The sequence below is a fragment of the Duganella sp. sic0402 genome (assembly GCF_019219065.1).
Classification (GTDB): domain Bacteria; phylum Pseudomonadota; class Gammaproteobacteria; order Burkholderiales; family Burkholderiaceae_D; genus Rugamonas.
This window is the reverse complement of sequence record NZ_JAHUWK010000002.1, coordinates 179061-193806: the sequence shown is the minus strand read 5'-3', so window position 1 is coordinate 193806 and position 14746 is coordinate 179061. Positions and strand designations below refer to the sequence as shown.

The window sequence follows — 14746 nt, the reverse complement described above, 5'->3', positions numbered from 1 at the left end:
TTCGAACTTCACCGCCACACCATGTCCGCAGTCTCCCTGTTCAGCCTTATCTCTGCGTATTTCGCGCTGTTGTTGATCGTCGCCTGGCGCACCTCGCGCAACGCCAACAACGACAGCTTCTTCATCGGTAACAAGAGCAGCAACTGGCTGCTGGTGGCGTTTGGCATGGTCGGCACCACCATGAGCGGTGTCACCTTCATCAGCGTGCCGGGCGCGGTTGGCCGGGACGGTTTCGGCTACCTGCAAGTCATCATCGGCTATGTGCTGGGCTACATCGCCGTCATCGCCATCCTGCTGCCGCTGTACTACCGCCTCAAGCTCACCTCCATCTACACCTACCTGGAACAGCGCCTCGGCCCGCGTTCCTACCAGAGCGGCGCGGCCTTCTTCATCCTGTCGCGCACCATGAGCGCGTCGGCGCGGCTATACCTGGTGGTGAACATCCTGCAAATCACCATCCTCGACAGCATGGGCGTGCCGTTCTGGCTGACCACCGTGGTCATCCTCGGCATGATCCTGCTGTACACCTACGAGGGCGGGGTCAAGACCATCGTCTGGACCGATATGCTGCAAACCGCCGGCATGGTGCTGGGCCTGCTGATCTGCGCCGGCTGGCTGCTGCACGCGCTGGACCTCGGACCGCTGGACAGCCTGGCGCGGATGCATGAGCAGGGACTGACGCGCGTGGTCACCACCTCGATCGACAGCCCGGCCAATTTCTGGAAGCAGGTCGGCGCCGGTTTCTTCATTGTGCTGGCGATGACCGGCATGGACCAGGAAACCATGCAGAAGAATATCTCCGTCAAAACGCTGCGCGATTCGCAGAAGAATATGGCGCTGATGACGATTGTATTGACCGCCGTACTGGTATTGTTCATGTACCTGGGTGGCTTGCTGTACCTGTATGCGCCAAGCGCCGGCATCACTGCCAGCGGCGATAAAATCTTCCCGGCGGTGGTGATGGGGCAGATGCCGGCAGCGCTGCAACTGATCTTCTTCATCGGCCTGATTTCGGCGCTGTTCCCCAGCGCGGACGGCGCCATGACCGCGCTGACTTCGTCGTTCAGCATCGACATCCTTGGCGTGCAGCGCCGCACCGACATGACGGAAGCGGCCAAAGTACGCTTGCGCCACCGCGTGCACCTCGCCTTCTGCGGGATTTTCCTGCTGCTGGTGCTGGTGTTCAAATGGGTGGACAACGCCAGCATGGTCGGGCTGGTGCTGAAGCTGACCGGCTATACCTATGGCCCGCTGCTGGGCCTGTTCGCTTTCGGCATCCTGACCCGCCGCGCCTTGCGCGACCGCTGGGTGCCTGCTGTGGCGCTGGCCGGGCCGCTGCTGTGCTATGTTATTGATTTGAATCAGGATGTGCTATTCGGCAGCTATCGCATCGGGCTGGAATTGCTGATCCTGAATGGCTTGCTGGTGTTTACTGGTCTGATGCTTATTTCCAAAAAGCACGCGTAGCAGTATCATCATTGCAAATTCCGCAACCATTGGAGTGTTGATGAGTCAATCCCCGTTATCCTATATTCGCCGTGGCTTCGCCTTTTTCTGGCGGGCGCTGGACGCCAGCCGCCGCACGGTGCTTAACCTGATTTTCCTGGCCATTGTGCTGATCCTGCTGTATGCCATCTTTGGCGGCGGCGCCAAGCCATTGCAGCCGAAGACCACGCTGGTGCTGGACCTGAAGGGCCAGCTGGTTGAACAATCCAGCGTCAGCACCACCGAGGCCGTGCTGGCCAACGCGCGCGGCGCCGAAGTGCACAAGATGATACAGCTGCGCGATGTGCTGGCGGTGCTGGACAACGCCGCCAAGGACCCTGATATCGGCGGCGCGGTGCTGCTGGTCGACGACCTGCAAAGCGCTGGCCAGGCCACGCTGCGCGAAGTCGCCAGCGCCATCGACCGCTTCAAGGCTGCCGGCAAGCCGGTGGTGGCCTGGGGCGCCAGCTATGACCAGCGCCAGTACCTGCTGGCCGCGCACGCCAGCGAGGTGTATATGCACCCGATGGGCATGGTGATGCTGGAAGGCTTTGGCCGCTATCGCAATTACTACCGCGATGCGCTGGACAAGCTCGGCGTGACGGTCAACCTGCTGCGCGTCGGCACCTACAAGGCCGCCGGCGAGCCGTATGTGGCCAATGGACCGTCGCAGGCTGCGGCCGAGGCGGACGCCTATCTGTACAACGCGCTGTGGGCTTCGTACACCGACAACGTCGAGAAGGCGCGCAAGCTGCCGCAAGGTCAGATCATGAAGACCATCAATGAACTACCGGCGCAGGTGGCTGCGGTCAACGGCGACCTGGCCAAGCTGTCGCTGTCGGCCAAGTTTGTCGATGGCCTGAAAACCCGCGACGAAGTGCGCGAGCTGATGGTCAAGCGCGGCGCGCCGGATGCGGAAGGCAAGAGCTTCCGCCAGGTCAGCTTCGATGAGTACCTGGCGCGGGTGCCGCGCAAGCTGACCGGCGACGCCGTCGGCGTGATCGTGGCGCAGGGCGAGATTGCCGATGGTTCGGCTGGTCCTGGCTCGATTGGTGGTGACTCGACTTCCAAATTGATCCGCATGGCGCGTGAAGACGCCAGCATCAAGGCGCTGGTGCTGCGCGTTGATTCGCCTGGCGGCAGTGCGTTCGCTTCGGAGCTGATTCGCCGCGAGCTGGAATTGACGCGCGCTGCCGGCAAGCCGGTGGTGGTTTCGATGAGCAATCTGGCGGCGTCGGGCGGCTACTGGATTTCCATGTCGGCCGATGAAGTGATCGCCGAACCGAACACCATCACCGGTTCGATCGGCGTGTTCGCAATCCTGCCGCGCGCCGACAAGGTAGTCGACAAGCTGGGCATCCACACCGCCGGCCAGCCGACCACCTGGCTGGGCGATGCAGGCAATCCGCTGCGCCCACTGGACCCGCGCTTCGGCCAGGTCATCCAGGGCAGCATCAACCACATCTACGAAGAGTTCACCACCAAGGCGGCCAAGGCGCGCAAGACCACGCCAGCCAAGATTGATGAAGTGGCGCAGGGCCGCGTGTGGACTGGCGTGCAGGCCAAGGAGCGCGGTCTGGTGGATCGCCTGGGCAGCTATGGCGATGCGCTGAAATCGGCTGCTGGCCGGGCCAAGCTGGCGGCGGATTACCGCGTGGTATATGTCGAGCGCGATATCAGCAAGTTTGACCGTTTCGTGGAAATGATTGGCGGTGGCACGGCGAAAGCGGTGGCGCAGGCGGTTGCGGCGGAGCTGAAGCTGGGCGCTGCGGCGACTACCGGTCTGCCGCCGACTGCGGCCAGTGGTATCGCCAGCGATTTCGGCTGGCTGTCAGATCTGAGCACGCAGCACAAGCCGTTCACCGCGATCACCCACTGCCTGTGTGAATCACCTTAACCGCCGTTCCCGCGAAGGCGGGAGTGACGCTTAAGCCAGCGGCAGTTCAACCTCGAAGCAGCTGCGTCCATCTTTCATCAGGACGCAGCGCGCTTCGCCACCATGGCGGCGGGCGATCTGCCGCACCAGCGCCAGGCCCAGACCGGCGCCAGTATTATCCAGCGTGCCGCGACGGCGGAAGAAGGGCTCGAACACGCGCTCAAATTCCGGATCGGGCACGCCCGGCCCCTTATCCCACACACGCAAAGTCGCCATCCCGTTGGCACAGCTAATCTGCACGCTGGCCGGCGGCACGCCGTGCCGGTGCGCATTCTCCAGCAGATTGCGCAGCAAGCGGCGCAGCAGGCGCGGATCGCCATGCATGACGGCTGACTCGCCATCCAGCGTGGCCTCGTCGTAGCGCGCGCATTCCTCGGCCGCCAGGGCCAGCAGGTCCAGTTCTTCCGTATCGGTGTTTTCCTGGATCGCGCCCAGCCGGCTGGCCAGCAGGATCTCATCCAGCAGATGATTCAGCTCGGCGATGTCCTGCTCCAGTCCCTTGCGGCGCCTGGCGTCGATGCCTTCCGGGATCAGTTCCAGCGCCAGGCGGATGCGCGCCAGCGGAGTGCGCAATTCGTGCGAGGCATTGGCCAGCAGCGTCTTGTGCGCGCCCACCAGCTGTTCGATCTGGTCGGCGGCGCGGTTGAAGCTTTGCGCCAGCCGCGCCACCTCGTCCTTGCCTTCGACCGGCACGCGCGTGGTCAGGTCGCCGGCGCCCAGTTTTTCCACACCGGCCTGCAGCCGCTCCAGTCGCTTGGTCAGGTGCCGCACCAGCGGGAAGGCGGCGATGCCAATGCCGAGCGCCAGCAGCAGCATCGCATTGTGCAGCATGGCCTTGGGCCGGTTGAAGCCCAGCGGTTCGCTGGACAGCAGCTTGCGGCCGTCGGGCAGACGCACAAAGGATTCCGGCGGCGGACCGGTCACGCCTTGCTTGCGCCAGTGGCGGGCAGGGATCATCTCGCCGACCACCGCCAGCGGGCGCCAGTCGCGCGTGTACAGCGTCATATGGGCGTTCATGCCTTGCGCCAGGCGGGCCAGCGCGGCCTGCTGTGCTTCGGGTGGTGCGTCCGCCGGCGCCAGCATATTCTGCATCAGCTTTGACAGCGTGACGTTGGAGCGTTCCAGCGGGCCGCCGGTGCGGCTCCAGATCATCGTGGTGGCGACCGCGAACAGCGCCAGGATGAACAGCAGCGCCACGTAAAAGCGGAAGTACAGGCGCGGCAGGCCCATGCTGAAGCGTTTCATCAGTCCTGTACCTTGGCGAAGAGGTAGCCGGCGCCGCGCACGGTGATGATGCGGCGGGGCTTTTTCGGATCATCCTCGACCGCCGCGCGGATGCGCGACATGTGCACGTCGATCGAGCGGTCGAAGGCTTCCAGCGGCTCGCCTTTCAGCAGATCCATCAGCGCGTCGCGCGACAGCACGCGGCCGGCGTGTTTGGCCAGCACCAGCAGCAGGTCGAATTGGTAGGCGGTCAGCTCGCACGGCTGGTTATCCAGTTTGGCTGAATGTGCGGCCGGGTCGATTTCCAGCCGGCCGAAGCGCAGGAATTCCTCGCTGGCGGCGCCAGAACGCGGCGTCTCCAGGTGGCGCAGATCGACGCGGCGGCGCAGGATGGCACGCAGCCGCGCCAGCAGCTCGCGCGGCTCGAAGGGCTTGGGCAGGTAATCGTCGGCGCCGATTTCCAGCCCGACGATGCGGTCGATGGCGTCGCCGCGCGCGGTCAGCATCAGCACCGGCACATCGGAAGTGGCGCGCAGCTGGCGGCAGACATCCAGCCCGTCCATATCGGGCAGCATCAGGTCCAGGATAACGGCGTCGATGCCGGCGCCGGCGATGTGGTCCATCGCGGCGCGGCCAGTGGGCGCGTGGGTCACGCGAAAGCCCGATTGGCCCAGGTATTCGGTCAGCATCTCGGCCAGGCGGGGATCGTCTTCAACTAACAATATGCGGTCTACAGGGTTCATGTCAGCCATTCTACGACAGCGGTTTGGCGGGCCGATGTCACCTCGGTAAAGAAATGTAAAGCTAGATGAATGATATCCACGCAAAGTCCTTGATTTGTAGCGAGATTGTATCGTCGGTGTTTCACCCACAGACACCGCGTATGCCTTGTGCTAGAGTCCCGGCATTGAGGCCATGGCGCGTTTGCCATGGACACGCACGCCTACAAAAAGGATAACGATGGATTCGCAAGCCAAGCCGACTTTGAATGCCAACCCGCCCAAACGCAGCCGCAAGCTTCTCGGCAGCGTGATCGCCGTCGCCGCCATGGCCGGCCTGGGCGGCCTGGCGTGGTACTTGACCCACCAGCCGGCCACGCCCGCCGGTGGGCCGAGCGCCCAAGGTCCCGGCGGTCCTGGCCCAGGCGGTCCCGGTGGCCCTGGCGGTGGCGGACGCCGTTCGCCGGCCACCACGGTAGGCGTGGCGACTGCGGAAAAGGCTGACATCCCGGTCACGCTGGAAGCGCTGGGCACCGTGACGGCGGCAGCCACCACCACGGTGCGTCCGCAAGTATCCGGCATCCTGCAAAGCGTGTTGTACAAGGAAGGGCAGATGGTCAAGGCAGGCCAGGTGCTGGCGCAGATCGACCCGCGCCAGTTTGAAATGGCGCTGATGCAGGCCACCGGCACGCGCCAGCGCGACGAAGCCCAGCTGGAAAACGCCAGGCTGACGCTGAACCGCTACCGCACGCTGCTGACCCAGGATTCGATCGCGCGTCAGGACGTGGACACGCAGGCGGCGCTGGTCAAGCAGCTGGAAGGCACGGTCATGACCGACAAGGCGGCCGAAGGCACGGCCAAGCTGAACCTGGGCTACACCAAGGTGGTGGCGCCGATCTCCGGCCGCGTGGGCTTGCGCACGGTCGATATCGGCAACCTGGTCGGTTCCAGCGACACCAGCGGCATCGCCGTGATCACCCAGCTGTCGCCGATTGATGTCGAGTTCTCGATTCCGCAGGACAGCGTGCCGTCCGTGGCGCAGCGCGTCAACGAAGGCGCGGCGCTGCCGGCGCTGGCGCTGGACCGCACCCGCACCAATCCGCTGGATAACGGCAAGTTCTACGCGATGGACAATCAGATCGATACCTCGACCGGCACGGTCAAGGCCAAGGCGCGCTTTGCCAACACCAAGTCGGCGCTGTTCCCGAGCCAGTTCGTCAATGTGCGCCTTGAGCTGAACACCATCAAGGACGCCATCATGGTGCCGGTGACCGCCGTTCGCCATGGCACCAAGGGCGACTTCGTCTACGTGCTGAAGGAAGACAAGACCGTTACCGTGCGCCAGATCAAGCGCGGCGCCGCGACTGTCGACAAGGTGCAGATCACCGAAGGCCTGAAACTGGGCGAGCAAGTCATCACCGAAGGCGCGGACCGCCTGAAGGAAGGCGCCAAAGTCACGCTGCCTGGCGCCAAGCCGGCCGGCGCTGGTGCAGGCGCTGCATCGCCAAACGGCGAACACCATCGCCGTAACAAGGAAGGCGCCGCAAAACAATGAGTCCATCCGCACCCTTCATCCAGCGTCCGGTAGCGACTTCGCTGCTGATGCTGGCGATCGTCCTGGCGGGTATCGTAGGTTTCCGGTTCCTGCCGCTGTCGGCGCTGCCGCAGGTGGACTTCCCGACCATCCAGGTGCAGACGCTGTACCCGGGCGGTAGTCCTGAAGTGATGGCGCAGACCGTGACCGCGCCGCTGGAGCGCCAGTTCGGCGCGATGGCCGGCCTGTCGCGCATGAGCTCCACCAGCGCGTCCGGCGTCTCCATCATCACGCTGCAATTCGGCCTGGGCCAGTCGCTGGACGTGGCCGAGCAGGAAGTGCAGGCCGCGATCAACGCCGGCTCCTCGCTGTTGCCGACCGACCTGCCGGCACCGCCGGTGTACGCCAAGGTCAATCCGGCCGACGCGCCGGTGCTGACGCTGGCGATCACCTCCGACACCATGCCGCTGACCGAAGTGCAGAACATCGTCAACACCCGCCTGGCCTTGAAGATCAGCCAGGTGTCCGGCGTCGGCCTGGTCACGCTCAGCGGTGGCCAGCGGCCGGCGGTGCGGATACAGGCCGACACCAACGCGCTGGCATCGTATGGCCTGGGGCTGGACACGCTGCGCACTGCGATCACCGCCGCCAATTCCAACGGCGCCAAGGGCAGTTTCGACGGTCCGAGCCGTGCCTACACCATCAACGCCAATGACCAGCTGGTGACCGCCAAGGATTACAAGGAACTGATCCTGACCTACAAGAACGGTGCGCCGGTACGCCTGAACGACGTGGCGCAGGTGGTGGACAGCGCCGAGAACGTGGAGCTGGGCGCCTGGGCCAATACCAAGCAGGCGATCATCCTCAATGTGCAGCGCCAGCCGGGCGCCAACGTCATCGCCACGGTAGATGCGATCAAGGCGCGCCTGCCGGAGCTGCAAGCCGGCCTGCCGGGCGCCATGCATGTCGAAGTGCTGAGCGACCGCACCAAGGGCATCCGCGCCTCGGTGGAACACGTCGAGATGGAACTGGTGCTGGCGGTGGTGCTGGTGGTGCTGGTGATTTTCGCCTTCCTGCACAGCCTGCGCGCGACCGTGATTGCCAGCCTGTCGGTGCCGATTTCGCTGATCGGTACTTGCGGCGTGATGTATTTGCTCGGCTATAGCCTGAACAATCTATCGCTGATGGCGCTGACCATCGCCACCGGTTTTGTGGTCGATGACGCCATCGTCATGATCGAAAATATCGCGCGCTACATCGAAGAGGGCGAAACGCCAATGGCCGCGGCGCTGAAGGGCGCCAAGCAGATCGGCTTCACCATCATCTCGCTGACCGTGTCGCTGATCGCAGTGCTGATACCGCTGCTGTTCATGGGCGACGTTGTGGGGCGCTTGTTTCGCGAATTCGCGATCTCGCTGGCGATCACCATCCTGATCTCCGCCGTGGTGTCGCTGACGCTGGTGCCGATGATGTCGGCGCGCTGGCTGAAGCCGCACGGCGAGGAACAGCCTAGCCGCTTCGCTCTGCGCTTCCAGCAGTTTTTTGACTGGGTTATCAGCCATTACGACAAGTCGCTGACCTGGGTAATCCGGCATAGCGGCCTGACGCTGCTGGTGGCGCTGGGCACCTTGCTGTTGACGGCGCTGCTGTATGTGGTGATACCGAAAGGCCTGTTCCCGACCCAGAACACTGGGCAGCTGCAAGCGCGCCTGGAAACCGGCAAGGCCGTCTCCTATCAGAAGATGGCGGAGTTGCAGCAGCAGGCGGCCAAGGTCATTCTGGATGATCCTGGCGTGGAAAACCTCAGCTCCGTGGTGGGCGTGGACGCGGCCAACAACACCATGCTGCATACCGGTAGCATGCTGATTAACCTGAAGCAGGAAGGGCGCAGCAACCAGCAGGAAACCATGGACCGCCTGCGCAGCCGTGTGGCCGATATCGCCGGTCTGACGCTGTATTTGCAACCGACCCAGGACTTGACCATCGACGCGGAAACCGGCCCGACCCAGTTCCGCGTATCGGTGGAGGGAGCAGACAACGCCACCGTCAACGAATGGGCGTCCAAGCTGGCCACCCAGATGCGTACCAAGAACCAGCTGCGCAACGTGGTGTCGGACGTGGGCGCCAGCGCCGCTGCGGCCTATGTCAGCGTTGACCGCGACACTGCCTCGCGCCTGTCGGTCACCGCCGCCTCGATTGACGATGCGCTGTACAGCGCCTTCGGTCAGCGCATCGTGTCGACCATCTTCACCGAAACCAACCAGTACCGCGTGATCCTGGAAGCGCGCCGCGACGACATTACCACGCCTGCCGACCTGGGCAACCTGCAACTGAAGACCGGCTCCGGCAAGGCCACGCCGCTGTCGGCGGTGGCCAGCGTGACCGAACGCCAGGCGCCATTGCAGATCACCCACGTCGCGCAGTATCCGGCCACCACGCTGGGCTTCGACACTGCGCCTGGCGTCTCGCTCGGCACCGCTGTGGACAGCATCAAGCAGGCCGCCGCCGAGATCCATGTGCCGGCCGCAGTCACGCTGACCTTCCTCGGCGCCTCCGGCGCTTACCAGAAGTCGCTGGACAACCAGCTGTGGCTGATCCTGGCCGCCGTGGTCTGCGTCTACATCGTGCTGGGCGTGCTGTATGAAAGCTATATCCACCCGCTGACCATTTTGTCGACGCTGCCTTCGGCCGGCGTCGGCGCCTTGCTGGCGCTGTGGATCTCCGGCCAGGACCTGGGCGTAATCGGCATTATCGGCATCATTCTGCTGATCGGCATCGTCAAGAAGAACGCCATCATGATGATCGATTTCGCCATCGAGGCGGAGCGCGACGAGGGCAAGCCGCCGCGCGAGGCGATCCACCAGGCGGCGCTGCTGCGTTTCCGCCCGATCCTGATGACGACGCTGGCGGCGCTGTTTGCCGCCGTGCCGCTGATGCTCGGCTGGGGCGAGGGTTCGGAGCTGCGCCGCCCATTGGGCCTGGCCATCTTTGGCGGCCTGATTGTCAGCCAGTTGCTGACGCTGTACACCACGCCGGTGATTTATCTGGGCTTCGACAGTCTGGCGCGCCGCCTGCGCGGCGAGCGCCGGCCGCAAGCTGAAGGCGGTGTCGCGTGAACCTGTCTTCGCCATTCGTCAAGCGCCCGATTGCCACCGTCCTGCTGACGGTGGGCGTGGCGCTGGCCGGCATCGGCGCGTTCTTCGTGCTGCCGGTGGCGCCGCTGCCGCAGGTAGATTTCCCGATCATTTCGGTGAACGCCACCGTGCCGGGCGCCAGCCCATCTACCATGGCCACCAGCGTGGCCACGCCGCTGGAGCGCCACCTGGGCACCATCGCAGGTGTCAACGAGATGACCTCGCAGTCGAGCACCAGCACCGCCAACGTCACGCTGCAGTTTGACCTGAACCGCAATGTGGATTCGGTGGCGCGCGAAGTGCAGGCGGCGATCAACGCCAGCCGCGTCGACTTGCCGGCCACGCTGCGCAGCAATCCGACCTACCGCAAGGCCAATACCTCCGGCTCGCCGGCCATCATTCTGGCGCTGACGTCCAAGACCCGCACGCCGGGCCAGATCTATGATTCGGTGTCCAACATCGTGCTGCAACGCCTGTCACAGGTGACCGGCGTCGGCGACGTGGAGCTGGGCGGCAGTTCGCTGCCGGCGGTGCGGGTGGAATTGAATCCGTATGCACTGAACCAGCAGGGCCTGTCGATGGAGGACGTGCGCGCCGCCATCCAGGCTGCCAACGCCAACCGGCCGCGCGGCGCGATTCAGGGCAATGGCCGCCGCTTGCAGATTTATACCGAATCGGCCAACGCCGTGGGCGGCCGCAGCGCCGCTGACTATCAAAACCTGATTGTCGGTGTGCGCAACGACACGCCGATCCGGCTGAAGGACGTGGCCGAGGTGGTGGATGGCGTCGAGGACCAGAACAATCTGGGCCTGTTCAACGGCGAGCCGGCGATTATTGTGCTGCTGCGCTCCCAGGCCGGCGCCAATGTCATCGAGACGGTGGACAGCGTGCGCGCGCAATTGCCGATGCTGCAGGCGCAGCTGCCGCCGGACGTGAAAATCCAGGTGGCCAGCGACAGCACCAACTCGATCCGCTCGTCGCTGCATGAAATCGAAGTCACACTGATTATCTCCATCCTGCTGGTGGTGCTGGTGGTCAGCGTCTTCCTGCGCAACGTGCGCGCCACCATCGTGCCAACCGTGGCAACGGTGGTATCGCTGCTGGGCACCTTCGGCGTCATGTATTTGCTGGGCTTCAGCCTGAACAACCTGTCGCTGATGGCGCTGACCGTGGCCACCGGCTTCGTGGTCGATGACGCCATCGTGGTGCTGGAAAACACCACCCGCCACATCGAGGCCGGCATGGACCGCTTCGAGGCGGCGCTGCTGGGCGCGCGCGAAGTTGGCTTCACCGTGCTGTCGATCAGCTTGTCGCTGATCGCGGTGTTCATTCCGCTGCTGTTCATGGGCGGCCAGTTCGGCGCGCTGTTCAAAGAGTTTGCAATTACGCTGTCGGCGGCGGTGATGATTTCGCTGGTGATCTCGCTGACCACGACGCCGATGATGTGCGCCTGGCTGCTGACGCCGGGCGGCCACCAGGCCAAGCCGCCGGGCCGCGTGGCGCGTTTCTTCGAGCGTGGCTTCGACGCCATTCTCAAGGGTTACGAGCATGCGCTGGACTGGGCGCTGCACAGCGTGTGGCTGGTGATGGTCAGCCTGGTGTTTGTCATCGGCCTGAATTTCTACCTGTTCGCGGCCATTCCCAAAGGCGGCTTCCCGCAGCAGGACACGGGCCAGATCAGCGGCGGTATCCGCGCCGATCAGAGCATCTCCTTCCAGGCCATGCAGGGCAAGCTGCGCCAGCTGGTGAACATCATCAAGGACGATCCGGCGGTGGACACGGTGGTTGGCTTTACCGGCGGCCGTCGCGCCGGCGGCGGCTTCATGTTCATCAACCTGAAGCCGGCCGGCCAGCGCGACGTGGCTGGCCAGGCGGTGATCGCGCGGCTGCGGCCCAAGCTGGCCAAGGTGACGGGCGTCAGCCTGTTCCTCAACCCGGTGCAGGACTTGCGTTCGGGCGGCCGTTCGGCCAACGCCAACTATCAGTACACGCTGAAGTCCGACAGCCAGGCGGACCTGAAGAAGTGGGCGGCGCGGCTGGCTGACGCGATGAAAACGCAGAAAGCGCTGATCGACGTGGATTCCGACCAGGCCGACAATGGCGTCGAAACCTTTGTCACCATCGATAAGGACAGCGCCTCGCGCCTCGGCATCTCGACCAAGGACATCGATAGCGCCTTGTACAACAGCTTTGGCCAGCGCCAGGTGGCGACCATTTACGATGAGCTGAACCAGTATCACGTCATCATGGAAGTGCCACGCGAATATGCCCGCAGCCCGAACGCGCTGAACGACGTGTACGTGCCGTCCAAGGGCTTGCCGTCGCCTAGCGCCGCCAATCCAAGCGGTGCGCCGACGGTTACCACCACGACCACCTCGTCCAGCGGCGCGACCACGACCACCGCCACGGCGGCCAATGTGGCCGCGCCGGCGGTCAAGGATGCGTCGTCCGGTTCGGCGCTGAGCACCAGCACCACCACCATGGTGCCCTTGTCGACAGTGGCGCGCTTTGCCGAAAGCTCGGCGGCGACCTCGATCAACCACCAGGATGGCGAGCTGGCCACCACCATCGCCTTCAATCTGGCGGAAGGCCACAGCCTTTCCGACGCGGCGGCGGCCATCGCCGAGGCCGAGGCGGAAATCGCCATGCCGAACAATGTGCGCGGCAGTTTCGCCGGTTCGGCCAAGCAGGCGCAGGACAGCAACAAGTCCTTGCCGCTGCTGATCCTGGCCGCGATTGTGGTGATCTACATCGTGCTCGGCATCCTGTACGAAAGCCTGGTGCACCCGGTGACGGTACTGACCACGCTGCCGTCGGCCGGCGTCGGCGCGGTGCTGGCGCTGCTGGTGTTCAAGATGGAGTTCTCGACCATTGCGCTGATCGGCATCTTCCTGCTGATCGGCATCGTCAAGAAAAACGCCATCATGATCATCGACTTCGCGCTGGAAGCCGAGCGCTCGCGCGGCCTGTCGCCGCTGGAAGCGGTGCGCGAAGCCTGTCTGCTGCGCTTCCGCCCGATTTTGATGACCACCCTGGCTGCGGCGCTGGGCGCGCTGCCGCTGGCGATCGGTTTCGGCGAAGGCTCGGAGCTGCGCCAGCCGCTGGGCGTGGCCATCATCGGCGGGCTGATCGCCAGCCAGATGCTGACGCTGTTAACCACGCCGGTGGTCTACATCCTGATGGACAAGCTGCGCCGCCGCGGCCCGTCCGAACAACAACTAAGCCGCATCCATGGCGACGAATCGCCCATTACATCATGAGCAAACACGCATTCTCTCCCCGTTACTCCCTGATCGCGCTGGCCGTGGCGTCGGCGCTGCTGGCCGGCTGCTCGGTCGCGCCTGCCTACAAAGTGCCGGAAACGGCGGCGCCATCGGCCTACAAGGAAACCCCGAGCGACGCTGACAAGGTGGCCGCCGGCTGGACTGCCGCCGCGCCGGCCGACACGCTGGAACGCGGCCCTTGGTGGCAGCTGTTCGGCGATCCGCTGCTGAACCAGATGGCCGACAGCATCGAGGTGAATAACCAGAACGTCGCCGCCGCAGTCGCATCCTATGCGCAGGCGAGGGCGCTGGTGGCCGAACAGCGCGCGTCGCTGTTCCCGTCGGTGGCGCTGAACGGCAGTGCCACCCGCTCCGGTGGCGGCGATAACACCCAGACCGCCAACCAGTACCGCACCAATATCGGCGCCAGCTGGGAGCCGGATGTGTGGGGCAAGCTGCGCGCCGGTGTCGGCAACGCCAATGCCAGCCTGCAGGCCAGCGCCGCCGACCTGGCCGCCGCACGCCTGTCGGCGCAAGGCGAGCTGGCCACCAACTACTTCTCGCTGCGCCAGACCGATGCCGAGAAAGCGCTGCTGGACGCCACGGTGGAAGGCTATGAGCGGGTGCTGCAAATTACCCAGAACCGCTTCGACGCCGGCATCACTGCCAAGTCAGACCTGCTGCAAGCGCAGACGCAGCTGGCCAGCGCGCGCATCGACCAGATCACGCTGGTGCGCCAGCGCGCCAACTATGAACACGCGATCGCGGTCCTGCTGGGCAAGCCGGCCGGCGACTTCACGCTGGCGCCGGCCGGCTGGAAAGTGACGGTGCCGGATATTCCGGCCGGCGTCCCATCGACGCTGCTGCAACGCCGCCCGGATATCGCTGCCGCCGAGCGCCGCGTCGCCGCCGCCAACCAGAACATCGGCATCGCGCGCAGCGCCTACTTCCCGAGCCTGAACCTGACCGGTTCCTATGGTTACGGCTCTTCGTCCACCGGCGGCTTGTTCAACGCCTCCAACAATCTGTGGTCGCTGGGCCTGACGGCGGCGCAGACGCTGTTTGACGCCGGTGCCATCAAGGCCCGCGTCAGCGGCGCCGAGGCGGCGCGCGACCAGGCCATCGCCAACTATCGGCAGACCGTGCTGACTGCGTTTGCCGATGTCGAGAACCAGCTGGCCGCCACCCGTACGCTGGCGCAGCAGCAGGATCTGCGCAAGGCGGCGTCGGAAGCGGCCGACCAGGTCGAGGTGCAGATGCTGAACCGCTACCGCGCCGGCCAGGTCAGCTACAGCGACGTGGTGACCGCGCAGCAGACCGCGCTCAACGCGCGCCGTTCGTTGGTGCAGGCACAGGCCGACCGCCAGACCACCGCCATTGCCCTGATTCAGTCGCTGGGCGGCGGCTGGCACGCAGCCGCCGAATAGCTCTGTTGTATAATCATCTGGCAA

General features: G+C 64.7%; 8 protein-coding genes. 6 read left to right on the top strand and 2 right to left on the bottom strand.

The window, feature by feature from the left end:
* Positions 1-21: 21 nt before the first annotated feature.
* Complete coding sequence (locus tag KW842_RS06440) at positions 22-1467, top strand: sodium:solute symporter (protein ID WP_218303275.1); 1446 nt, start codon at positions 22-24, stop codon at positions 1465-1467.
* Positions 1468-1507: 40 nt separating this feature from the next.
* Positions 1508-3382, top strand: a complete 1875-nt coding sequence (gene sppA / locus KW842_RS06435; RefSeq protein ID WP_218303274.1) for a signal peptide peptidase SppA — start codon at positions 1508-1510, stop codon at positions 3380-3382.
* 30 nt (positions 3383-3412) lie between these two features.
* On the opposite strand, the gene KW842_RS06430 is transcribed toward sppA, so the two are convergent.
* Both KW842_RS06430 and KW842_RS06425 read right to left on the bottom strand, forming a co-directional pair.
* Positions 3413-4666 (bottom strand): HAMP domain-containing sensor histidine kinase, encoded by a 1254-nt coding sequence (locus KW842_RS06430; RefSeq protein ID WP_218303273.1) that lies wholly within the window; start codon positions 4664-4666, stop codon positions 3413-3415.
* Positions 4666-5388, bottom strand: coding sequence for a response regulator (locus KW842_RS06425; protein ID WP_218303272.1), 723 nt, complete (start codon positions 5386-5388; stop codon positions 4666-4668). The genes KW842_RS06430 and KW842_RS06425 overlap by 1 nt, the downstream gene beginning before the upstream one ends.
* A 217-nt stretch (positions 5389-5605) precedes the next feature.
* Here KW842_RS06425 and KW842_RS06420 point away from each other — a divergent pair, with 217 nt between their 5' ends.
* The 4 genes from KW842_RS06420 to KW842_RS06405 are packed head-to-tail and all read left to right on the top strand — an operon-like array spanning position 5606 to position 14722.
* Positions 5606-6919, top strand: a complete 1314-nt coding sequence (locus tag KW842_RS06420) for an efflux RND transporter periplasmic adaptor subunit (protein ID WP_218303271.1) — start codon at positions 5606-5608, stop codon at positions 6917-6919.
* The gene (locus KW842_RS06415; RefSeq protein WP_218303270.1) at positions 6916-10014 is read left to right on the top strand and encodes an efflux RND transporter permease subunit; all 3099 of its coding nucleotides are present in this window, start codon (positions 6916-6918) and stop codon (positions 10012-10014) included. Before KW842_RS06420 ends, KW842_RS06415 begins: the two co-directional genes overlap by 4 nt.
* Positions 10011-13292 carry an efflux RND transporter permease subunit gene (locus KW842_RS06410; RefSeq protein ID WP_218303269.1) on the top strand — a complete coding sequence of 1094 codons (3282 nt, stop codon included), beginning with the start codon at positions 10011-10013 and terminating at the stop codon, positions 13290-13292. The genes KW842_RS06415 and KW842_RS06410 overlap by 4 nt, the downstream gene beginning before the upstream one ends.
* A complete protein-coding gene (locus KW842_RS06405; protein WP_218303268.1) occupies positions 13289-14722 on the top strand; it encodes an efflux transporter outer membrane subunit in 1434 nt (477 codons plus the stop codon). Before KW842_RS06410 ends, KW842_RS06405 begins: the two co-directional genes overlap by 4 nt.
* Positions 14723-14746: the final 24 nt, after the last annotated feature.

What these genes read in the sequence shown, in the direction of transcription:
- KW842_RS06440 (WP_218303275.1), top strand. Translation starts at nt 22, where the DNA reads ATGTCCGCAGTCTCCCTGTTCAGCCTTATCTCTGCGTATTTCGCGCTG.
- KW842_RS06405 (WP_218303268.1), top strand. Translation starts at nt 13,289, where the DNA reads ATGAGCAAACACGCATTCTCTCCCCGTTACTCCCTGATCGCGCTGGCC.
- KW842_RS06425 (WP_218303272.1), bottom strand. Translation starts at nt 5,388, where the DNA reads ATGAACCCTGTAGACCGCATATTGTTAGTTGAAGACGATCCCCGCCTG.
- KW842_RS06420 (WP_218303271.1), top strand. Translation starts at nt 5,606, where the DNA reads ATGGATTCGCAAGCCAAGCCGACTTTGAATGCCAACCCGCCCAAACGC.
- KW842_RS06415 (WP_218303270.1), top strand. Translation starts at nt 6,916, where the DNA reads ATGAGTCCATCCGCACCCTTCATCCAGCGTCCGGTAGCGACTTCGCTG.
- sppA (WP_218303274.1), top strand. Translation starts at nt 1,508, where the DNA reads ATGAGTCAATCCCCGTTATCCTATATTCGCCGTGGCTTCGCCTTTTTC.
- KW842_RS06430 (WP_218303273.1), bottom strand. Translation starts at nt 4,666, where the DNA reads ATGAAACGCTTCAGCATGGGCCTGCCGCGCCTGTACTTCCGCTTTTAC.